Origin of the sequence: Flavivirga abyssicola (genome assembly GCF_030540775.2) — a bacterium.
Lineage (GTDB): Bacteria > Bacteroidota > Bacteroidia > Flavobacteriales > Flavobacteriaceae > Flavivirga > Flavivirga abyssicola.
The window spans coordinates 321,066-344,749 of sequence record NZ_CP141266.1 but is presented as its reverse complement, the minus strand read 5'-3'; the positions used below and the strand labels follow the sequence as shown (position 1 = coordinate 344,749).

At 32.8% G+C, this 23,684-nt stretch carries 19 protein-coding genes; 8 read left to right on the top strand and 11 right to left on the bottom strand.

Annotation, left to right across the window (positions count from 1 at the left end):
- Positions 1-4 precede the first annotated feature (4 nt).
- Complete coding sequence (locus tag Q4Q34_RS01445; RefSeq protein ID WP_303317318.1) at positions 5-3,073, bottom strand: SusC/RagA family TonB-linked outer membrane protein; 3,069 nt, start codon at positions 3,071-3,073, stop codon at positions 5-7.
- A gap of 215 nt (positions 3,074-3,288) precedes the next feature.
- On the opposite strand from Q4Q34_RS01445, the gene Q4Q34_RS01440 reads away from it, so the two are divergent.
- The 8 genes from Q4Q34_RS01440 (at position 3,289) to Q4Q34_RS01405 (ending at position 16,640) form a co-directional block, all read left to right on the top strand.
- A complete protein-coding gene (locus Q4Q34_RS01440) occupies positions 3,289-4,362 on the top strand; it encodes a LacI family DNA-binding transcriptional regulator (RefSeq protein WP_303317319.1) in 1,074 nt (357 codons plus the stop codon).
- Positions 4,363-4,655: 293 nt separating this feature from the next.
- Positions 4,656-6,017 carry an MFS transporter gene (locus Q4Q34_RS01435; protein ID WP_303317320.1) on the top strand — a complete coding sequence of 454 codons (1,362 nt, stop codon included), beginning with the start codon at positions 4,656-4,658 and terminating at the stop codon, positions 6,015-6,017.
- A gap of 4 nt (positions 6,018-6,021) precedes the next feature.
- Positions 6,022-6,684, top strand: coding sequence for a beta-phosphoglucomutase (gene pgmB / locus Q4Q34_RS01430; RefSeq protein WP_303317321.1), 663 nt, complete (start codon positions 6,022-6,024; stop codon positions 6,682-6,684).
- A 169-nt stretch (positions 6,685-6,853) separates the two neighbouring features.
- Positions 6,854-9,160, top strand: a complete 2,307-nt coding sequence (locus Q4Q34_RS01425) for a glycoside hydrolase family 65 protein (protein WP_303317322.1) — start codon at positions 6,854-6,856, stop codon at positions 9,158-9,160.
- Positions 9,161-9,178: 18 nt separating this feature from the next.
- On the top strand, positions 9,179-11,125 hold the full coding sequence (locus Q4Q34_RS01420; protein ID WP_303317323.1) for a glycoside hydrolase family 13 protein: 1,947 nt from the start codon (positions 9,179-9,181) through the stop codon (positions 11,123-11,125).
- Positions 11,126-13,516 (top strand): TIM-barrel domain-containing protein, encoded by a 2,391-nt coding sequence (locus tag Q4Q34_RS01415; protein WP_303317324.1) that lies wholly within the window; start codon positions 11,126-11,128, stop codon positions 13,514-13,516. It abuts the gene before it with no gap.
- A 4-nt stretch (positions 13,517-13,520) separates the two neighbouring features.
- On the top strand, positions 13,521-14,981 hold the full coding sequence (locus Q4Q34_RS01410) for an alpha-amylase family glycosyl hydrolase (RefSeq protein WP_303317325.1): 1,461 nt from the start codon (positions 13,521-13,523) through the stop codon (positions 14,979-14,981).
- Entirely contained in the window at positions 14,982-16,640 is a 1,659-nt protein-coding gene (locus Q4Q34_RS01405) for an alpha-amylase family glycosyl hydrolase (protein ID WP_303317326.1), read from the top strand.
- A 162-nt stretch (positions 16,641-16,802) separates the two neighbouring features.
- Here the strand turns inward: Q4Q34_RS01405 and Q4Q34_RS01400 are convergent, their stop codons facing one another.
- The 10 genes from Q4Q34_RS01400 to Q4Q34_RS01355 form a co-directional block, all read right to left on the bottom strand.
- Positions 16,803-17,396 (bottom strand): hypothetical protein, encoded by a 594-nt coding sequence (locus Q4Q34_RS01400; protein ID WP_303317327.1) that lies wholly within the window; start codon positions 17,394-17,396, stop codon positions 16,803-16,805.
- A gap of 98 nt (positions 17,397-17,494) precedes the next feature.
- Positions 17,495-17,944 carry a hypothetical protein gene (locus Q4Q34_RS01395; RefSeq protein WP_303317328.1) on the bottom strand — a complete coding sequence of 150 codons (450 nt, stop codon included), beginning with the start codon at positions 17,942-17,944 and terminating at the stop codon, positions 17,495-17,497.
- Between the two features lie 152 nt (positions 17,945-18,096).
- Positions 18,097-18,594, bottom strand: coding sequence for a hypothetical protein (locus Q4Q34_RS01390; RefSeq protein ID WP_303317329.1), 498 nt, complete (start codon positions 18,592-18,594; stop codon positions 18,097-18,099).
- Between the two features lie 231 nt (positions 18,595-18,825).
- Positions 18,826-19,134 (bottom strand): hypothetical protein, encoded by a 309-nt coding sequence (locus tag Q4Q34_RS01385; protein WP_303317330.1) that lies wholly within the window; start codon positions 19,132-19,134, stop codon positions 18,826-18,828.
- A 379-nt stretch (positions 19,135-19,513) separates the two neighbouring features.
- Positions 19,514-20,347: a hypothetical protein gene (locus tag Q4Q34_RS01380; protein ID WP_303317331.1), complete on the bottom strand. Its 834-nt coding sequence runs from the start codon at positions 20,345-20,347 to the stop codon at positions 19,514-19,516.
- A 163-nt stretch (positions 20,348-20,510) separates the two neighbouring features.
- A complete protein-coding gene (locus tag Q4Q34_RS01375; protein WP_303317332.1) occupies positions 20,511-21,053 on the bottom strand; it encodes a hypothetical protein in 543 nt (180 codons plus the stop codon).
- Positions 21,054-21,319: 266 nt separating this feature from the next.
- Entirely contained in the window at positions 21,320-22,216 is an 897-nt protein-coding gene (locus Q4Q34_RS01370; RefSeq protein WP_303317333.1) for a hypothetical protein, read from the bottom strand.
- Between the two features lie 148 nt (positions 22,217-22,364).
- On the bottom strand, positions 22,365-22,928 hold the full coding sequence (locus tag Q4Q34_RS01365; RefSeq protein WP_303317334.1) for a hypothetical protein: 564 nt from the start codon (positions 22,926-22,928) through the stop codon (positions 22,365-22,367).
- Between the two features lie 155 nt (positions 22,929-23,083).
- Positions 23,084-23,446, bottom strand: a complete 363-nt coding sequence (locus tag Q4Q34_RS01360; protein WP_303317335.1) for a hypothetical protein — start codon at positions 23,444-23,446, stop codon at positions 23,084-23,086.
- Positions 23,443-23,634 (bottom strand): hypothetical protein, encoded by a 192-nt coding sequence (locus Q4Q34_RS01355; RefSeq protein ID WP_303317336.1) that lies wholly within the window; start codon positions 23,632-23,634, stop codon positions 23,443-23,445. The genes Q4Q34_RS01360 and Q4Q34_RS01355 overlap by 4 nt, the downstream gene beginning before the upstream one ends.
- Positions 23,635-23,684 lie beyond the last annotated feature (50 nt).

Below are 23,684 nucleotides of genomic sequence, written 5' to 3'. Positions count from 1 at the left end.
TTTTTTAAAAATCAAGATTTACACCAAAAGAGTATACTCTTGGTCTTGGATAAAAGTTATCATCAATAGCATTAAAGTTTTCTGGATCCTGACCAGAATAATTAGTAATTAAAAATGCATTGTTAACAGCCGCATATAATTTTAAATTGGTGTTTTTAAAAAGTTGATTGAATGTGTAACCCAAAACAATATTTTCACATCTTAAGAAAGATGCATCCTCAATGTAGTAATCTGAGAATGGAATATTACCTCTTCTGTTTATGAAGTTTGGATCAGCAGCACCAGAAAAGAAATTTAATGTGTTACTTAAATTAACCGTATTATTTGGTAAGGCTGCCTCTGTATACCCTCTGCTTAATCGTCTTGCATTATACATTTTTCCATCTAATTGTCCTCTAAAACTAGAACTTAAATCCCAGTTTTTGTAGTTAAAATTAAATCCAAAACCAAAAGTCCAGTTAGGTCTTAAAGGGGTGTAATATCTATCGTCGTTATCTATAGTACCATCATCATTAAGATCGACAAAGGCTCCTAAAATAGGTCTCCCGTCAAGATCATAAATCTGTTTAAATACCCAAGCAGAATGTGCTTCCAGACCCACTACGTTAAATGCTAGGTTTACACCTGTACCTGTTGGTATTCCTGAGTCTGGAGAATCAATAACAGTAACATCTTTAAGACTTACAATTTCTGTTTTATTGTAAGCTATATTACCATTTAAAGAAAAGCTAATGTTATCTTTTCGTATGGCATTTAAATTTAGATTTAATTCAAAACCTTCACTTTCAGTTTCTCCAACATTTTTTGGAAATACGTTTGTTAATCCTTGCCCTGGACCTACTGGTGCTTTTACTAATAAATCAGTAGTTTCTCTTTTAAAAATATCGAAAGAACCAGAGAGTATGCTGTTTTTGAAAAAGTCGAAATCTATTCCAGCATTGTATGTTGTTGTTTTTTCCCAAGTTAAATCATCATTAAAAGCTTTTGCGTTATAAATGGCTACGCCTGATAAGTATTGACTTGTACTAGACCCTGCTTCGAATAATGGTGTAGAAGGGTAAAATCCAGCGATGCCAGTAATATCCTGTTGCCCCGTTTCCCCCCAACCAATACGAATTTTAACATCATTTATAAAATCAGCACTTTTAAAAAAAGATTCCTCTTTAAGTTTCCAGGCTAAGGCAGCTGCAGGGAAGTATCCCCAACGTTTGTCTTTTCTAAACAATGAAGAACCATCTGCTCTAAATGATATTGTAACTAAATATTTATTGAATAAATTAATATTTGAACGTCCGAAAAATGATTGTAAGTTTAATTCATTAAAATAGGTATCATCGTTTCTTGGGCTGATTTTTCTCAATCCGGTATCATCATCGTATACATATTGTTCTTTGTTACCATCGTTTTTAAAGTTTTGATAACTGTAACCACCCTGAATATCAAAGCTGTTTAAAAAAGAATTATCGAACTCTTTTCTATATACTAAATAAGATTCCAGTGTTGTATTTGTAATGTCTTGATTTTCTCTATAGTTTACACCAGGATTGAAAACATAATTAAATATATTATTGTCTGGATCTGAAGTTGTATTGTCAAATCGATATGTTGCAAGTGCATTATCTGTGTAGCTTTCTTCAATTTCGGCTTTTGAAGCTTCAATACCTAAATTTAAAACAGCTCTTAATTCTGGAAGAAAATGCATTTTATAGTCGAATTCTATATTACCTAAAATTTTACTTACTTTCTCAGGCCTGCTACGTTGTAACAATAAAGCTAATGGATTACTAGCGCCGTCAATATTTGATTGACTGCTTAAATTGGTATAAAAACCACCAAAAGGGGAATTGTTATCGAATACCGGTTTTGTTGGATCGAAAGAAACAGCACTACCTAAAGCACCATCATTGTCTATATTATTTTTATCTACAAAAATGGATTTAGCATTAATATCTACCTTTAAATGATCTTCAAAAAATTTAGGCGTAAATTTTAATGAAGCGGTTATTCTTTCGTAGTCATTTGTTTTTACAATACCTTCCGTACTGTTATAACCAATAGAAGCTCTGAATGGGATTTTTTCAAATAGATTAGCCCTTGCACTAAAATTATAGTCTGAAGACATACTCGTTCTAAAAATAGCATCTTGCCAATCTGTATTATAAATTTCTCTCCCATTAATGGTTTGAGAAACGGCTTCGTTTGTACTTACAGAGCCAGCAGGAACTCCTAATAAATCTACCTCTCCAGGATATGTAGTTGTGATAAAATCTACAAATTGATTGCCATCGAATAAATCAATTTTATCACTTACCTTACTAGTAGAGATATTTGAAGAGAAACTAAATTTAACCTCTCCAGAGGTTCCTTTTTTGGTGGTAATAATTATGACACCATTTGATGCTCTTGACCCATAAATAGCTGTTGCAGAAGCATCCTTTAAAATACTGAAACTTTCAATATCATTAGGATTTACGAGTGTTAAAGGGTTGTTTACCCCGGCAGGGTTGGAGTTATCGACAGCTATACCATCAATAACAATAAGCGGGTTGCTATTGGCACTTAATGAAGCACCTCCTCTAATTCTGATATTTGGCTTGGCATCTGGTTGTCCGCCTGCACTCGTTATTCTAACGCCCGGAGCCTTACCATTTAGTAATTGATCAGCAGACACTACGGTACCTTTATTAAAGTCTTTAGAAGAAACAACATCTACAGAACCTGTAAGATCTTCTTTTTTTACGCTACCATATCCAATAATTACTATTTCTTCAAGTTGTGCCGTATCTTCTGCTAATTGGATGTTTAGAGAGGCTTGCCCTGTATATTGTATTTCTTGCGATTGATAGCCAATATAAGAGAACATAATAATATCTCCATTATTAACTTGAATTTGATAGTTTCCATCAAAATCTGTAGTAGTCCCAGTTGTTGTCCCTTTTATGACGACATTAACCCCAGGCAATGGGATAGAATTAGGGAGTTCTGTTACTGTTCCTTTTAGCGTGTTTTGACCAAATATGTATACTGGTAAAACGAGCATGAAAAACAGTAATTGTTTAGTGAATGATTTCATACAATTTTGTTGAATTAATGTGTTAGTTTGTTTAGTTTATATTTTCACTCCTCACATCAAAGCTATGTAAAGAAATTGTAAAGAAATAATTATGAATTACGAAATTCGCAACGAAAACGTTTTCGTGTTAACAACTTTTCAGTATTTATTGCTTTTAGGTGTAAAAATTCATAATTTAGGCACTGAAAACATTATAGTGTTTTTGTAAATATATCATGAAAAAGAAAATAACTTTAAAACAAATTGCAAGAGAATTAGACGTCTCTATCTCTACTGTATCTAAAGCACTCAGTAACAGCAAAGAAATTAGTGAAGACACCACTCAAAAAATTCAGGCATTTGCTAAACTATATAATTACAAACCTAATAATATTGCCCTTAGTTTAAAGAACAGAAAAACAAAAACCATAGGTATTTTAATTCCGGAAATTGTTCATCACTTTTTTTCAACAGTGATTCGAGGCATTGAGTTAATAGCAAATAGGAGGGGGTATAATGTTATTGTTGGATTGTCAAATGAATCTTTCACTAAAGAAATTATAAACATGGAAATGCTTGCCAATGGTAGTATTGACGGGTTTATTCTTTCTATTTCTAAAGAGACATTATTAAAACAAGACTACCATCACTTCAATGCAACTATAAACCAGGGAATGCCTATTGTTATGTTTGACAGGGTTGTGAACGAAGTGGATTGCGATAAGGTGATTGTTGATGATTTTAATGGCGCCGTTAAAGCTGTAACAAAACTGGTTGATAATGGTTGTAAGAATATAGCGCTTATCACTACAATGGATTACGTAAGTGTTGGAAGATTAAGAACTCAAGGGTACTTGGAAGCCTTGCAAAATAAAGGCATGATTGCTAACTCTAATATGATATTAAAGATTGATGATAGTTTAGATGTGGAAAATCATCTGGAGGTTTTAGAAAATGAAATTGCTCAGTTTTTTAAAATAAATGAGACTATAGATGGTGTATTTGCAGTAAATGAATTGTATGCGGTCACAGCTATGAAAGTTGCTAGAAAGTTAGGATTAAGTATTCCTGATGATATACAAGTTATTGGTTTTACAGATGGAGTACTATCAAAACACGCTACTCCTAGCCTTACAACAGTGAGTCAACATGGTCAAAAAATAGGAGAACAAGCAGCGAATTTATTGATAGATAGATTGGAAGCTGCAGATGCCGAAAGTGACCAGTATTTCACGAATGAAGAGAGAAAACCCGATTTTATAAAAATGGTTATCGAGACTGAAATTATTGAAAGAGAATCCACTAAATAATTTTTTTTATTAGGAAAAAATAAAATCTTTCATATCTTTGTTGCGAAATCAAAACTTATATTTTCACTTCTCATAATAAGTTTTGGTAAGCATACCAACGTAATTATCAATTGGCGAACAGAAAGCAAAGTTGCATTTTAGTTATATGACTTAGTGATTGATTTATAGAGCTTTAGCTACGAAAATCATGAATAAGAAATAGAACTAAAAATGAATGAGTTTAAAAGCGTTATTTTATAGTTAAATTGGTATAAATCGCTTATCAAATAGTATTAATTTAAACATACTATTTAATGGAAAAGCGTAGATTAAATTTCTGGCAAATCTGGAATATGAGTTTCGGATTTATGGGAATTCAAATGGGTTTTGCCCTTCAAAATGCTAACGCAAGTAGAATACTTCAAATTTTCGGAGCCGATGTCCACCAACTATCTTGGTTTTGGATAATTGCGCCTTTAATGGGGCTAATTGTACAACCAATAATTGGACATTATAGCGATAAAACATGGGGGAGATTTGGTAGACGTAAACCTTATTTTCTAGTTGGTGCCATTCTTGCTTCTATCGGTTTAGTTCTCATGCCACAAGCAGATATCTTTATTGCTTTTTTACCAGCACTATGGGTCGGGGCAGGTATGCTCATGATTATGGATGCATCTTTTAATGTGGCTATGGAGCCATTTCGAGCATTGGTTGGTGATAATCTTAGAACAGACCAACGTACTTTAGGTTTTAGTGTACAAACGGCACTTATAGGTTTTGGAGCCGTAATTGGTTCCTGGTTGCCTTATGCTTTAACCAATTGGTTTAGTGTGTCTAATGAAACTGCTGGAGGTACAATACCTTTAAATTTAATTTTATCATTTATTATTGGAGCTATTATTTTAATAGGTTCAATTTTAGTAACGGTAACAACAACAAAAGAATACTCTCCAGAAGAATTAGCGAGTTTTGAAGATAAAAAAACACATTCTGAAACCATAGTAAAAGACAATGAAGAAGATAAATCCAGTTTATTGGATATTTTTAAAGACTTCAAAAAAATGCCAACAACCATGCGTCAGCTAAGTTGGGTACAATTCTTTTCATGGTTTGGGTTATTTGGGCTGTGGGTGTTTGCTACACCAGCTATAGCACAACATACATATGGATTGTTACATACAGATAGTAGTAGCCCCGCATACCAGAATGCCGGAGATTGGGTAGGCATATTGTTTGGAGTTTACAACTTAGTTTCTGCATTATACGCATTTACTTTACCATACATAGCAAAGAAAATAGGTAGAAAGAAAACACACGCAGCATCGCTTGTTGTTGGGGGCTTAGGGTTACTTTCAATGTATATCATGCCAGATGAAAATTGGCTCATCATTTCAATGATAGGTGTTGGAATAGCCTGGGCTAGTATATTGGCAATGCCATATGCGATATTAGCAGGTTCTATTTCTCCAAAAAAGATGGGAGTATACATGGGGATTTTTAATTTTTTCATCGTAATCCCACAAATAATCAACGCTTTAATAGGCGGGCCATTAGTTAAGTATGCCTATAACAATCATGCCATTTTCGCTCTTTTGATGAGTGGCGTAAGTTTTTTAATAGCAGCAGCATTAGTTTTCAAAGTGAAAGATGTTGATGACGTAATACAATCATAATTTAATGAATAATATAGGAGTTATATTCGACCTTGACGGGGTTATAGTTGATACTGCAAAATATCATTTTCTGGCTTGGAAAAACCTTGCAGATGATTTACATATTGAATTCACAGAAACGCATAACGAATTGCTTAAAGGGGTTAGTCGTGTACGTTCATTAGAAATACTTTTAAACATAGGTCATGTAGAATTATCAGAAGAAAAAAAACAAGCTGTTTTAATAAGTAAAAATGAAGACTATCTGGGATATATTAGAAAAATGAATGAAGAAGAAATTCTTCCAGGTGTTAACGATTTACTTGATAAACTAGATAGCAAAGGTATTAAATATGTATTGGGGTCTGCCAGTAAAAATGCACCACTTATTTTAAAACAGGTGGGCTTATTAGAAAGGTTTGAAGGTATCGTAGATGGTAATAGTGTTTCGAAAGCGAAGCCAGATCCTGAAGTGTTTTTAATTGGCGCCAAAAAGCTTAATCTAAAACCCGAAAACTGTATTGTTTTTGAAGATGCTATAGCGGGTATTGAAGCGGCTAATAAAGCAAACATGATATCGGTGGGAGTAGGAGATGAAGATACGCTCAGTGAAGCCGATTTCAATTTTAACAATTTAACTGAGATACCACAAGATTTTTTCTCTAAGGTTATTTCAGAAAAAAATTAATAAAACAGAAAAGAGAAAACAGATTTCGAAAGAAAGTAACCCTTTAGAAAAGAGGTCGTCATGTATTCTCTTAAAAAGTAAATTAATAAATAAGAAATAGAAATTAATAGATGGTTAAGTCTAACAGCAAAGCGGTCTATATATCTATTCTCTTTTATCTTAATAAAAAATGAATCAAGATTATATAAAACCAGATAACTGGTCAATCATAGAAGAAGACTTTGATGCTAACCGTGTGGAATCTTCAGAAAGTTTATTTAGTATTGGAAACGGCGCTATGGGACAGCGTGCTAATTTTGAAGAGCATTATTCTGGACCTACATTTCAGGGGAGTTATATTGCAGGTGTTTATTATCCTGATAAGACAAGAGTTGGCTGGTGGAAAAATGGTTATCCGGAATATTTTGCTAAAGTTTTAAATGCTCCAAACTGGATAGGAATCCATGTGTCTGTAAATGGAGAACAACTCGATTTGTTTACTTGCAAAAAAGTGACCGATTTTAGAAGAGAACTCAATATGCAAGAAGGATGGTTGTCTAGAAACTTTACGGCGACATTAAAAAATAATATCGTTATTAAAGTTGAAACAAAACGTTTTTTAAGTTTAGATGCTGATGAATTAGGAGCTATAGAATATAACATTACCCCCATAAATAGTGATGCCGAAATTATTTTTCAACCGTATTTAGATAGTGGAATAGCCAATAAGGATACCAATTGGGATGATAAGTTTTGGGATACTATAAAAGTTAGTCACGAAAATCATCAAGCATTTATTCAGGCAAAAACCATGAAAACAGATTTTTATACCTGTACGTTTATGGAGTCTAATGTCTTTATAAATGATAAATCTGTTTTAATAGAACCTAATATAAAAGCAGATGCCAACTATGCTTCCTTTAGCTACCAACATGAAGTAAAACAAGGAGAAACCTATACAATACACAAATATGGCGGTTATATTGTAGATAGAGATTATGATAAATCACAATTGGTATCCATAGCAAAAAAAGTACTAAAAGAAGCTGTAAAAGTTGGATATGAAAGGCTGTTAAAAAAACAAAAAGAAGCTTGGTTAGCGATTTGGGAGCGTGCAGATATTACCATACAAGGCGATGTTAAAGCACAACAGGGTATTCGTTTCAATATTTTTCAATTAAATCAGACCTATTTAGGTAAAGACTCCAGATTAAATATTGGACCTAAAGGCTTTACAGGTGAAAAATATGGAGGCAGTACTTACTGGGATACAGAAGCCTATTGTATTCCTTTCTATATGGCTACAAAAGATGAAAAAGTAGCTAGAAGCCTTTTAGAATACAGATATAACCATTTAGAAAAAGCGATTGAAAATGCTGAGAAATTAGGCTTTAATAACGGTGCGGCACTGTTTCCTATGGTAACTATGAATGGTGAAGAATGCCATAACGAGTGGGAAATTACATTTGAAGAAATTCATCGTAATGGCGCGATCTCATTTGCTATTTACAATTACTATCGTTACACAGGAGACTATAGCTATATAAAGGAAAAAGGCTTAGAAGTTTTAATTGGAATAGCACGTTTTTGGCAGCAACGTGCAGCGTTTTCAAAAGATAAAAATAAGTATGTTATTCTTGGGGTTACCGGACCCAATGAATATGAAAATAATGTTAATAATAATTGGTATACTAACTATTTGGCACAATGGTGTATTAATTACGCCATGGAGAATATTAATAAAATAGCAGCTGAGTTCCCTGAAGATGCCAAACGAATTATGGACAAGGTTAAACTGCTTGAAACCGAATTACAAGCATGGAAAACCGTTGCAGATAATATGTATTTTCCTTACTCAGAAACACATCAGGTGTACCTGCAACAAGATGGGTTTTTAGATAAGGAATTGGTTACTGTAGCAGATTTAGAGGCCTCACAAAGACCTATTAACCAAAAATGGTCTTGGGATAGAATCTTGCGTTCTCCGTATATAAAGCAAGCCGATGTTTTACAAGGTTTCTATTTTTTCGAAGACGAATTTTCGAAAGAAGAATTAGGGCGTCATTTCGATTTTTACGAACCATTTACAGTGCATGAAAGTTCATTGTCGCCATGTGTGCATAGCATTCAAGCTGCTAAATTAGATAGAATGGAGCAAGCATACACCTTTTATTTACGTACCTCGCGATTGGATTTAGATGATTATAACCATGAGGTACATGAAGGCTTACATATCACTTCTATGGCGGGTACCTGGATGAGCATTGTAGAAGGTTTTGGAGGTATGCGTATTAAGGATGATAAGCTTTCGTTTATACCAAAAATACCTAAGCAATGGGAGGCTTATTCGTTTAAAGTAAATTTTAGAAATAGCATTATAAAAGTAAATGTATGTCAAGATAAAACCGATTTTGAACTTGAAGGAGACAGAGCATTACAAATTTTAGTTAATGATGAATTGGTCACAATAGAACCAAATAGCTTGGTAACCGTTTAAATTAAAGCGCTAAAGAAAATGAAAACTTCAGTTAAATTACTAGTTCTAAGCCTTTTGTTTATGATGGTGGCTTGTAAACAAAAAAGCACCCGTAATGAAGCGGTTAACTCAACCTATGACCCAATAAAGGAAGCATATGATGTAGAGCGTGTTGAACCTCCTAATTGGTGGGTAGGTTTTAAAAATTCAGAAGTCCAGCTACTTGTTAAGCATCCAAACATTTCAGCTGCGACACCAGAAATTAATTATGCTGGAGTTACTATTAAAAAAATTAATAAAGCAGATAGTCCGAACTATTTGTTTATTGATTTACATATTTCTGAAACTGCAAAAGCAGGAAAATTTAATATCATTTTTAAGTTTGAAAATACCAAAGATCTGGTACAAACGTATAAGTTAAAACCTAGAGAGAAGTTAGCCGAAAACTACGTAGGTTTTGACAGTTCTGATGCGATATACTTAATTACTCCCGATCGGTTTGCCAATGGAAACCCAAAAAATGACATGTTTGAAAGTTTAAACGAAAAAACAATCAATAGAAAGGATGATTATGCTAGGCATGGTGGCGATATATCTGGTATTATAAACCATTTAGATTATATTGCCGATTTAGGTTTTACCACTATTTGGCCATGTCCGCTGCTAACAAATAACATGCATCGCGCATCGTATCATGGTTATGCTATTACCGATTTATATGAAATAGATCCACGTTTTGGAACCCTAGATGAATATAAAACCTTAGCTTCTAAAATGTCTGAGAAAGGTATGAAGTTAATCATGGATCAAGTAGCAAACCATTGTGGTGTAGAACATTGGTGGATGAAGGATTTACCATTTAAAGATTGGGTTAATTACCAAGAAGTTTATGAAGCAAATAGGGACTCCTGGACAAATAAAACAACTATCAGTTCTAATCATAAACGAACCACCAATCAGGATTTATATGCATCCAAAAAAGATAAAGAAGCTATGGGAAATGGTTGGTTTGTATCTGGAATGCCAGATTTAAATCAACGTAATCCATTTATGGCTCGATATATTATTCAGAATAGTATCTGGTGGATTGAAACTGTTGGATTAGGAGGGATAAGACAAGATACCTATCCGTATCCAGATAAAGGTTTTATGAGTGATTGGGCTGGGGCGATTATGAATGAATATCCAAATTTTAGTATTGTAGGCGAAGAGTGGAGTTATAACCCGTTGCTTATCGGGTATTGGCAAGATGGCGCTAATAATAAAGATGGTTACGATTCCAATTTAAAATCACCAATGGATTTTGCTATGCAACGCTTAATTATAGAAGCTTTGAATAAAACGGAATCCTGGGATAAAGGCCTGGTAAAAATATATGAAGGATTAGCTAACGATTTTCATTACGCAACACCAAAAGATCTTATGATTTTTCCGGATAACCATGATATGAGCCGTGTTTTTACGCAGCTTAAAGGCGATATTATCAATACAAAAATGGCTTTAAGCTACCTGCTTGTATTGCCCAGAATTCCACAATTATATTACGGTACTGAGATTCTGATGAACGATTTCGAAAAACCCGGAGATCATGGTTTAATACGAACAGATTTTCCTGGCGGATGGGAAGGAGATGCAATGAATGCATTTACCGGTAAGGGATTAACAGAAGAGCAAAAGGAGACGCAGTTATACCTAAAAACACTTTTAAATTTTAGAAAGTCCAGTAAAGCTATTCATAAAGGGAAAACAATCCACTTTGCACCAGAACATGGTATTTATGTACTATTCAGAATTTTGGAAGATGACATAGTGGTTCATATAATGAATAAGAATAGCGACCCGATTGAATTGGATTTAACAAGGTTTGAAGAAATCGGATTAACAGGAAAGCCTATGAATAATGTTGTTACAGGCGAAACAATCATATGGAACGATATGCTTAAACTAAACACTAAAGGAAGTATTATTTTAACTACTAAATTATAAATGAAATATACTAACTTGTTCATACTATTTTTAGTCTTAATTAAGATATCATCTGCACAAAATGAAGATCGGAAATTTGAACATATCAATCAAACAGATCAAGGTTTAGAGATTTTTGTAAGTGATGGGAAATACGATATTCAATTCTATACAGATCACATTGTAGAAACTACTTTTATTCCAAAAGGGGAGACCGTTAAACAAGCATCACATGCCATTGTACTAAAGCCTCGAAAAGTTGAAATAATTCCTATAATTACTAATGATGAAAGTGTTTTTTTTACAAAAGGCATTGCAATTAAAATACAAGAACAACCCTTTCAGATATCCTATTCATACAAAGGTAATTCCGTAATTTCAGAAAAAGCAGGTTATGTTAAAAATGATAGTTTAGAAACCATACAATTTAACCTCACAAAAGATGAGGTTTTATATGGGGGAGGCGCAAGAGCTTTAGGCATGAATCGTAGAGGTAACCATCTGCAGCTTTATAATAAAGCCCATTATGGTTACGAAACGCATAGCGAGTTAATGAACTTTACTTTACCGATTGTAATGTCTTCAAAAAAATACATGGTTCATTTTGATAATGCACCCATTGGATTTTTAGACTTAGATAGTAAAAAGGATAACACATTAACTTACGAAACGATTTCTGGTCGAAAAACTTATCAGGTTATAGTAGGAGATACCTGGTATGATCTCACAAATAATTATACGAAATTAACAGGTAAACAACCTATGCCACCTCGTTGGGCACTCGGTAATTTTTCTAGTAGATTTGGATACCATTCGCAAGAAGAAACCGAAGCCACTATTTCTAAGTTTAAAAACTATAAAATTCCAGTTGATGCCATTATCTTAGATTTATATTGGTTTGGAAAAGAGGTACAGGGCACTATGGGAAATCTTGAAGTATTTCGAGATTCATTTCCAGATTTTGAAGGTATGGTATCCCGTTTAAAAGATAAAGGGGTAAAGACCATTATGATTACAGAACCATTTATTTTAACGACATCAAAACGTTGGAATGAAGCTGTAAAAGAAGATGTTTTAGCTAAAGATTCACTAGGACACCCATACACATACGATTTTTATTTTGGGAACACAGGTTTAATTGATATTTATAAGCCAAAAGCGGAGGCGTGGTTTTGGAATATTTATAAAGGTTTAGCAAACAAGGGAGTTGCTGGTATTTGGGGAGATTTAGGAGAACCGGAAGTACACCCTACAGCATTAATTCATGAAACAGGAACTGCTGATGAGGTTCATAATATCTACGGACACGATTGGGCACGATTAATTCACGAAGGTTACAAACGAGATTTTCCAAATAAGCGGCCATTTATTTTAATGCGTGCTGGTTATTCTGGTTCGCAGCGTTATGGGCTTATTCCATGGTCGGGAGATGTTAACAGAACATGGGGTGGACTGCAAAGCCAGCCAGAAATAGCATTGCAAATGGGTATGCAAGGCTTGGGATACATGCATAGCGATCTTGGAGGTTTTGCAGGCGCTAATCTTGATGATGAACTGTATATACGTTGGTTGCAATACGGTGTTTTCCAGCCTATATATAGACCACATGCCCAAGAGGAAATACCCAGTGAACCTGTTTTTAGAAGCGATAAAGCTAGAGAGTTAGCAAAACAATCTATTGAATTACGTTATAAATTATTACCATATAATTACAATTTAGTATATCAAAATAATCAAGAAGGCACTCCCTTAATGCGCCCTTTATTTTTTGAAGAAAGCAGTAATCAATTACTTCAGGATTATTCTAAAACCTATTTATGGGGGTATGATTTTTTAGTGTCCCCAATACTTGAGGCAGGTAAAAAAGAACAATTAATTTATTTTCCTAAAATGTCTAATTGGTTCGATTTTTATACAGATGAAAAAATAAAAGGAGGGCAAACAAAAAGTATTAAAACTAAAGAAAACTCAATACCAACGTTTGTAAGAGCAGGGGCATTTATTCCAGTTGCAGAAGCTATGAACTCTACAGAAGATTATAGTGCTAATGCTTTAGAAATTCATTATTATTATGATGCCACAATAAAGGAAAGTACTCGAAAAATATATAATGATGATGGAGCAACCGCAGAGGCTATAGAAAAAGGATTATATGAATTATTAAAATTTGAATCTAATCAAAAAAAATCATGTTTAGAAATAAGGTTTGAAGCCGAAATAGGGAAACATTATAAACCATCAACAAAACAGATCAAGTTAATAATTCACAACATAGAAAATCGACCTAAGCGAGTAAAAGCTGGTAATAAAAGAGTCAATATTCAGTGGGACTCAGAAAATAATAGAGTAAGCATTCCCATCGTTTGGAATACTTCAGAAAAAAAAGACATAAAGATTAAATTAAAACAATAATATAATGAAGAAATTAGCCATACTTTTAATAGTTCTTTTTACTGTTTTTTCTTGTAAAAATGAAAAAACATCAGAGCCTAAATCTAAAGTAGAAGATTCTAAAATAGAGCCCATTAAGGAAGCGCTGGAAGAAGAGGTTTTAGTCGAAATAAAACCAATTAGTAACAATGTTTTAGAAACAGGTATTATTTATGAAGCAAATATTCGTCAATATTCACCAGAAGGAACTTTTAATGCGTTTACTAAAGATATTCCTGAACTAAAAAAATTAGGAGTGAAAATTATTTGGCTTATGCCTGTATTTCCAATATCTGAAACCAAGCGCAAAGCTACAGGTGGTGAATTTGCCAGTTTAATTGAAGATGAGGAAGAACGAAATAAAATGCTGGGGAGTTATTATGCCGTTACGGATTTTACAAAAATAAATCCGGAATTTGGTACTATTAAAGACTTTAGGGCTCTGGTTAACGAAGCACATAAAAATGGTATTTATGTGATTTTAGACTGGGTGCCAAACCATACAGGGTGGGACCATGAGTGGTTAAAAAAGCATCCAGATTATTATACACAAAACGAAAAAGGAGATATTATACATCCAGAGGGAACCGATTGGACAGATGTTGCCGATTTAAATTATGATAATAAAGAGATGCGTAAGGCTATGGTAACCGATATGAGTTATTGGATTACAGAAGAGGGAATTGACGGATTTAGATGTGACGTTGCAGGCTCTGTACCAACAGATTTTTGGAAAGAAGCCATTCCTCAGTTACGTTCAAAAAAAGCTATTTTTATGTTAGCAGAAGCTTGGGAACCAGAACTTTTAAAAGGGGAATTGTTTGATATGGCTTATGGTTGGGATGGACATCATCTATTAAATGATATGGCTAAAGAAGAAAAGTCTTTGGTAGATTGGGATAAATACGCCACAAAAGTTGTATCAGATTATGAAAAAGACGATATCCTTATGAATTTTGTTACCAATCACGATGAAAACTCGTGGAACGGTACTATACAAGAGCGTATGGGGGATGCTTCAGAGCTTATGACGGTATTTAGTTATATGATTCCGGGAATGCCATTAATTTACTCAGGACAAGAATATAATTTAAATCATCGCCTGAAATTTTTCGAAAAAGATTCTATTCCCAAAACCAAAGGCAACATGTGGGATGTTTTAAAAAAATTGGGAGCACTTAAAAACACAAATGAGGCTTTAAATGGAGGGAAGCAAAGTGCTACCTATCTTGTTTTTGAAACGAACAATAAAAATGTTTTAAAATATATTAGAAGTAAAAACGGTAAAAAAATAACCTTCATAGCTAATTTCTCCAGTAAGCCGCAAACGTTTAAAATGACCAATACAGGCACATTTTTAGATTATATGGCTAATAAAGAAATACTTTTTAATAATGAAGATGTAACGCTTGCTCCTTGGGCTTATAAGATTTTAACTGATCTATAAATGAAGTATTTTATAATAACATTATGCTGTTTTATTTTTCTTAATTCGTGCAAAATCCACAACAATAAAACGTCTGTAGCAAACAAAGAGATCCCATTTGTATGGGAGGCTGCAAATCTTTACTTTTTGCTAACCGATCGCTTTAATAATGGAGATCCTTCCAATGATGTTAATTTTGATAGAACAGAGAAAGCAGGGAAGCTTCGTGGTTTTATGGGAGGTGATATAAAAGGAATCACTCAAAAAATAAAGGCAGGATATTTTACCGATTTGGGAATCAATGCTATTTGGTTGACACCTATTGTTGAACAAATTCATGGCGGAACAGATGAAGGTACAGGACTTAGCTACGGTTTTCATGGGTATTGGGCTAAAGATTGGACAGCAATAGATCCAAATTTTGGAACCAAGGATGATTTACATGAATTGGTCGATACAGCACATAAAAAAGGGATTAGAATTGTTTTAGATGCGGTTATAAACCACACAGGACCTGTTACGGAAAAAGACGCTGTGTGGCCTGATGATTGGGTTAGAACAGAACCTACATGTAATCATAGAACATACAATTCAACCATTACGTGTACACTAGTTGATAATCTTCCAGACATAAAAACGGAAAGTAATGAACCCGTTAGTTTGCCAGCCCAACTCGTAACGAAATGGAAAAAAGAAGGACGTTATGAAAAAGAGGTTGCTGAATTAGATGAATTTTTCAATAGAACAGGGTATCCCAGAGCGCCCAGATTCTACATTATAAAGTGGTTAACCGATTATGTTGCCGAGTTTGGAATTGATGGATACCGCTGTGATACCGTAAAACACACAGAAGCATATGTATGGCAAGAATTTAAAACCGAATGTGATTATGCCTTTGCAGAATGGAAAAAAAGCAATCCAGATAAAGTATTAGACCATAATGCTTTTTATTTAGTAGGAGAGGTTTATAATTATGGAATTAGCACAGGGCAATACTACGATTTTGGAGATAAAAAAGTTAATTATTTTGATAAAGCATTTCAAAGCCTAATCAATTTTCAATTTAAATGGCATGCGGCTCAACAAGATTATGAAAGCTTGTTTAGTAGTTATTCAAGCTATTTAACTACAGATTTAAAACATTTTGGAACCCTTAACTATGTATCATCACATGATGATGGAGACCCTTATGATGCCTCTCGTGAAAACCCTTTTAACGCAGCAACAAAATTGTTGTTATCGCCAGGTACTTCACAAGTTTATTATGGAGACGAGTCTGCACGTTCTTTAATTATTGAAGGAACAAAAGGTGATGCTACCTTGCGCTCTTTTATGAATTGGAATGCGATACAAAATGATACAAAAACTAAAGACATAATATCACATTGGCAAAAACTAGGACAGTTTAGAGCAAATCACCCGGCAATAGGAACTGGTATACATCAAATGATTACCAAAGACCCTTACTTGTTTTATAGAAGTTTTTCAAAAGATAATTACAAAGACCTTGTTATTGTAGGTCTGGATTTGCCAAAAGGAAAGAAAGTACTCGATGTATCAAAAATATTTGAAAATGGTGAGATCCTTCATGATGCCTATTCTAACCAGAGCATAGAGGTTAAAAACGGAAAAGTAATTGTTAATTCAGAATTCAGTATGGTTTTATTAGAGAAAATTTAAATCTTTCTTTTGCAAGGTCTATATTACACACAACGTTTGTATATGGTTTGTTGGGTGTTTTAAGCATCTAATCTGGGAAACACAAACCGAATAGAAAATCCGAGAGGTTTTCGTAAGTGGGCTTGTGATGTGACACTAGTAAATACTAATACTAGCGGAGTTTTAGTTGCTAATAGTTATTTTTTTTATCTTAGTTAATGGTTTGATTTTTGATTCATCAATTTCATACGTATTAAAAGCAATATCCAAAAGAAATGACAAATTTCCTGTTTTACTAGTTGTCCGACTCTCAATTTCACTACCGTGGGTTTCTATATTAGGATAATGATTCTTTAAGTCTTGATAGGTTGAGCCAATGCTAATTCCTTCTTTTGTTTTATATTTTGAAGAACTTATCTCAATCATATTTATAATTTTTTTATTATCATATTTAGGAAATATAAACCCTATTTCATCTCCATTATCATTCAATAATATATAGCCATTGAAAGAACCTTCTCCATTTTTCTGAACACTTTTTTTCAAGTATTTAGATTTTGAATCGATTTCACCTCCAATTTTAAAGCCCATAAAACCATCCTCTGAAATTATGAACCGATTAGTATCTCTGGTTTGCACATCGGGTGATTTATTATTATTTGAAATATCACTTTCAATTTTTTCTACAGGAATTGTATTTTTTTCTTTTTCAGTATCCTTGCAAGAGGAAAGAACTATTAAAGCGATTATTATAAATAAAGGGCATATTTTTTTCATATTATTTGTTTTAATATTTATCAAACAAAACACAGTCCTTAGTTTGAGGAATAAAAATAGTGTTTTTCATAGGACACGTTGTTGTGCAAAGTTTTTTATTAGTTTTTATAAATAATTTTTGGTTCAACTACTTCACATTCAAACATTTTGAGCTTTATATTTAGTTTCTCATACATTTCCATTGTTTGATTATGATGAGTGTATTCCGTTTCGCCATATTCCAAATTAATTTTAGTATTTAAATCGTCGGTCAGAATATATTCTTTTTCAAAAATACTACATTTTGGTCCATAAATTTTTAGACGAATTTTGTCGTCAATAACGTCTTTTGATTTAATAAAGAAAATGCTAATTCCGTCAAAATCTGATGTACTAGTTTCGATTCTTTTTTCGCCAGAGTATATTTCAATAATTGAACTTATTATAGTATCGTTAGTCGTTTTCTCAACAGTCAATAAGTCAATTCTAAACTGTTTTTTTTCAGTTGAGTTTTGTCCATTCGTTTGAATTGAAAACAGAATTATAATTATGTATATCAGGTGTTTCATAAATTGTGTACAACGGTTATGTATAAGAATAGTGCGGTTTTGTGTCCGAGGATTTTCCGAAGGAAAATCAGAGTGACCAAATACGCACTAACCTTTTGATTTAGGATTAAACTTAAGCATTATTTTTATACATTGTTGGCAACTGGCTTTTTTTATTCCGCTAAATGGCTAATGTCAGATGTCGCATAAAAATAAGATAATCTTGTTCCATTTCCACCCATTGATTCACTATCCGCAATCAATATTTTTAATTTCTTTAAAAGATAATTTCCTTTTTCTGTTTCCGAGTATTCAATTCCGTTTTTTTGAAATTGATTTATAAAATCTGAGATTTCGTTTCCAAAACCAAGTCGAATATTGTCAATTAAAATATCAAAGCCAGAGTGTACTTCTAATTCTTTTAATTTATTGTCCTTGTTGTAATTCAGAAATAGTATATCATTTTTAGAGTTCAGATTTTCATAAACATCTCTTTTTTGATGAATATTCATACTTTCGTCTCCTTCGAAAAATTGAGCAACGTCAATTGTTTTATCGTCTTCCTTATGTCTATTTCCGATTTTTTCTCTAACAGTATTCCGTTCGTCATTCCATTCTATTTTGACAGAATTAAGAATGAAGCCTTTATTTGGTAAATATTCTATGTCCATTTTTTCAGCTTGTTTCCAACAATTATATAAACACACTTTATGGCATTTATTTCTCTTATATATGTCTAAATATAGGAAGTTTATTTAAGCGATTGACAGGTTTTTTTAAGAAATAACTTCTTAGCTTATTTTTCATTACTCGATGTGGCACTAGCGGAGTAAGAACCAAGTAATTATTTTGACCACCCGTTGTTGTGTGTAGCTTTTTGTCAGATTAATCAAGGTCATTGTTCATTCAACTAATTTTAGAAATTCACGAGGAACATTTAATAATTCTTGGTAGCACCATCTATTTGGACAATCATCATTTAATTCCGAATGTTCTGCAATTCTTATCGTTATCGTATCATCACCTTGGTCTGTACCAGTGTAAACTTCTCCAATCTCAAAAGTCCGTTCAGTCACTCCAACGACACCACCAACCGTAACAGTAGTCGAATATTCTACTATAAATTCATAGTCGTTGTTTTTAGTTTCATCGTCAGAACTACAAGAAATTATTCCTAAAGTAAGAATGAGAAGATGGATCCGTTTTTTCATAATTCTATTTTCTTACTAGATGTTCAAACCCGAGTTTAGTTGCGTCAAAATTACACACAACTTATTTATATGGTTTGTTGCTCCAAGATGTTTCAAATATGGCCACACTAAAGATCGCTACCGCTAGGTTTCCCTAGTGGCATTCTTAGTTAGCAGGTAAAAGAAGAAAGAAAATGAATGAAAAGTTGTTACACTGCTGTAAAAGCTTTTAAATTTTACTTTTTCTTACTCGATACGGTACTAGTAAATACTAACACTAGCTGGCACGTTGTTGTACAATGTTTTTTATTTTAAATCAAGTGGTTAATATGTCTGCACTAGAATGATCGTTACCGCTAGGGTTTCCTAGTGGCATTCTGAGATACGGTGTTGGGCACAGTTATTTTTTATCTTTTTCGTTATTATAAATTTTCTCCCAAGCCTTTCTTTTCATTGTAAAAAGAGATTCCTTTTCTAAATTAAATATCGACACTTCTTTTTCACTTATAACAATGTGCTGATTCCACTCAACATAGTTTTTATAAAGCAATAAAGTACATATGTCAGTCGATGAAATGTATTCGGTTATTACGTGTGAGTGAATTGTTGAAACAGTTGGGTTTTCTTTATCTTCTGAAGCATTAGGGAATTGTAAAATAGAGTTATGAATTTTCTCTTTTTTCTTAAATTCATTTTTCTTGTCGTAACTCAATTTATAATCGTTGCCAAGTAATACAATTCCAGAAACTTGTGGTCCAGTTAATACAAAAACATTTCTTTCTTTGTCAGTAATAACAGGAATAAAATTCAATGAAGTCTTTTCGTAAAAACTGAAAAACTTGTCTTCATTGGCATAGGCTCTATTTCTCGCATCTTGACGGATAGAAATAAGATTTTTTTCTAAATCGGTTGCATTATGGTTTGTAGTGTCAATTTTTATTGGTTGTGGTTTTGGTAAACTGTCAAATTCATATCTTATTAATATTTTGTCAGAGTCAAACCGACTGAAGAAAATGGTATTTATTTTATTTTCAGCAGTATCATATGATAAATATCCGCCAACTGAATCTTTTTTCGTTTTAAATCTTGCCAACATATCATCTGTTCCATGCCAAGAACCTTTTTCCATTCGAAAAAGTAATTTTCCTTCGCTTAATATTTTTTCAGTTTCCTTATTCTGAGAATAAATAAGAAAAGTTGATAATAGTAATAATGTTAAGATTATTTTCTGCATTAGCATTTCGTTTTAATTATGCCCAACGTGTTTGTGTATGGTTAGTTGCGTGTTTCAGCAACTAATTTAGTAAACAAAAACGGACGCGAGAAAATTCTGAAGGAATTTTCCAAATAAGCACTCGACAAAGCAATTAATTATACACTGTGTTGGCAAATCGTTTTTATTCAGCTTTCCTCTTTTCACGTTTTCGTTTCCGTATTTCTTTTTTTCGTTCTTTTTTTGATTTATAATCGAGTAGAGGTGTCCATTCTATTCTGTCATCACTTTCTAACCACGCTAAATATTTTTCTTTAAATTTTTCGGTTCCATCTCTTTTAATCGCCCATAAATAATACTCTATTAAATTCGGATTGTTTTCGCAGAAAGTAATTAAACAATTTTGAATTCCAGTTACTGTAAAGTATGGCATTCCCTCAATTCGGTCAGCCATAATAATTGCAATTTCTCCTTTCGTTAAATTCCGCTCTTGACATTCCGATTTAACCTTAGTCAGAGTTGAGTCAGTAAAAAATTCCGCAAGAGTTGTCAGAGAGTTTTCTCCAAATTCAATAATTTTTTTCGCTTGTTCAGTTTTCGTAATTCCTTTTGAATTTTCCGTTTCAGAAATTCCATTTAACAATGAGTCGATTTCAGATTCGGTTTGTGAGAAACTCAAATTGAGATTCAGCAGAATTGTCAAAAGTATTATTCCAATTTTTCTCATTCAGTTAGATTTTTGTCAAATCTATTATGTGTTTTGTTTTTCTGAAACTCTTAATGAGTGAATGATGATTTTCAATTAGTTAACGGGTTTCTTAAATGTTTGCCAACAATTATATAAACGCACTTTATGGCGTTTATTTCTCTTATATGTGTCTAAATATAGGAAGTTTATTTAAGCGATCGGCAGGTTTTTTTAAACAAATAACTTCTTAGCTTATTTTTTCTTACTCGATACGATACTAGTAAATACTAACACTGGGGGCAACTTTAATTTATATTTAACTCAGTAGAAATATTAATTTCCTTTGATGAATTTTTATCTTTCAGTTTTGTATTCAATCTACAAGGGTTATTTATCTTTCCTTTTGCGAAAGTAAGTTTAGCAGTTACTTGACTTTTCAAATCTTTTGGATTTACTCCTACTTCCTCATAAGCACTTAAAAGATTTGGATTAGATAGAATTTTATTTCCATTATTATCTGTTAAGTCAAGTGAAAAAATTGGAAAAACCTTTTCATTAGTTAATTCCAAACCTTGTATATCATTAAGAATTAGGATAAACAAATGTTCAGAACTAACATTATTGTCAAAAACAGGTTGCTTTAATGTTTCATTCCACAAATAGATAGTTGAGTATTCAATTCCGTCACCTTTTATATCTAATAAGTCATTTTCTTTTATTGTAAAAGGTAATTCGTAATTAAATTTCCCATCTCCTTTTTTATCTGTAATTTCTATAAACACCTTATATTTTTCATTGTTCCGATTCGGTAAAGCAGTTCTGAAATTCGCTTGAAGTTGAAGTGGTGAAAGGTCAGTTCCGTTATTTAAACTTTTAAGTAAGTTTGGATTAAAAAGGACAGTATCTTTCTCGTTTTTTACTACGTGCATTGAAAGTCTCGGAAATGTTTTTCCGTCTAAATTGGTTAATCCAGTAATGTTATTAAATACAAGATTTACTTTTTCGCCAAAAACAAATTCATTTCTATTGTCCGTTTCTCCATTAATCTCTATTACAACACCATCAATTCCAATTCCATCACCCCTTGAATATGCACCAGTTGTCAAATCTTTATTTACTGATTGGTTGAATTGACAGGAACTAAATGTTGCGATAATAATTAATAAAATGACTGATTTAATTTTCTGCATTTGGTTTTTCATTATTGTTGCTCACGTGTTTGTATATGGTTTGTTGCGTGTTTTAAGCACCTAATTTAGCAAATAAGAAACCGAATAGAAAATTCGCAAGGATTTTCGTAAGTAGGCTTGCACTAGCAATTAATTTTATACGGTGTTGGCAACTGGCTTTTTATTCTATATGATACCATTTATATTCTTTTCCATTCCAAAATATAATTCCGCCTCCGTGAGATTCCTCAACGCTCATATAAATTGCGTTTCCAATTAGTTTAAAATTCTGATTTTCGTCTTGTCCAATTACATCTCCTGTTTCTTCATCAACTAAAGTCGGTGAAATAATTTCTCCTTCTGGTAGAGTTTCAAAAACTTCAATCCAGTCCAAATCTGCCATTTGGTTAACTTCTTTTCCAGCCCCGAAAACAAAACTTTCATTATTTGCCGAATTGTGAATTATTAGAACTCCGGTTTTTTGATTCTTTTTGTTTTTTACAATAGAAGCGAAGTCAGTTTTATTATCTCCGTTAAAATCTCCTTTCAAATTTTCGTCAGTCATTAATTCCAAAGAATCAGGAATTTTTGACAAATCAATTTTTTCAGTTGGTTTAACTGTCGGTTTAATCGACTCAGCTTTTAATTCAGTTTGTTCTTTTTTCGGTTCGGATTTTCTTTCCGTCTTTTCTTTACAAGACGATAAGCATAAAATCAGAACTAAAATTGTTAATGGTAATTTCATCTTTTTAGCTTGTTGCCAACGGTCTCGTATAACTGTTAGTTACGGGTTAAGTTAGCGATTATTTTCGGTTTAGCACTGACATTAGCAATTCCGAGTGGATTCGGACGTAGTCGAATCCGCCGTAATTGCGGTTATACATTGTTGGCAATAGTATTTTATTTATATTCAGCACGTTTTAGCGTTTCAATTTTTGGTAATTCGGTGATGTCAGATTCCCCATCTATTGAATAAAATTCTAGTTCAGTCGGCATTTGGTTAGTTCCGAATACAGATATTCCAATTAACTCTCCGTTTTTCCCTTTTCCAATGTAGTCGATTATTAAATTCCCTTTTTGAATTTCCGAGTCAAATCTTTTTCCAAATATTACGGTAGGACATTTTCCACAACCGCATCTCGCAATGACTTTAAGATTTCCGATTAAATTAATCCATTCTGATTTTTCTTTTTCAAGCAGATAAGTCAGCAGTTCAATTTCTGGTTTTGTCAATTCTCTTTTGTCTGGAATACTGTATTTCATTTTGAAAGCAGTTTTTTCCCTTTTGTAATCCAAATTATAGGACCAATAATTCCAATCATTGAAATCAAAACCCAAGTTATTTTGTCTCCTTTAAATTCTTTTGTTAAAATCAGATAGATTGCTCTGAATGTTGTTATCACTGACCAAAAAGCAATAATTAAAAATGTTAGTATTAAAATTGGATGCATTTGTGTTCTGTTTATATGTTTCCAACGGTCTCGGCTATGAGTAGTTGTTT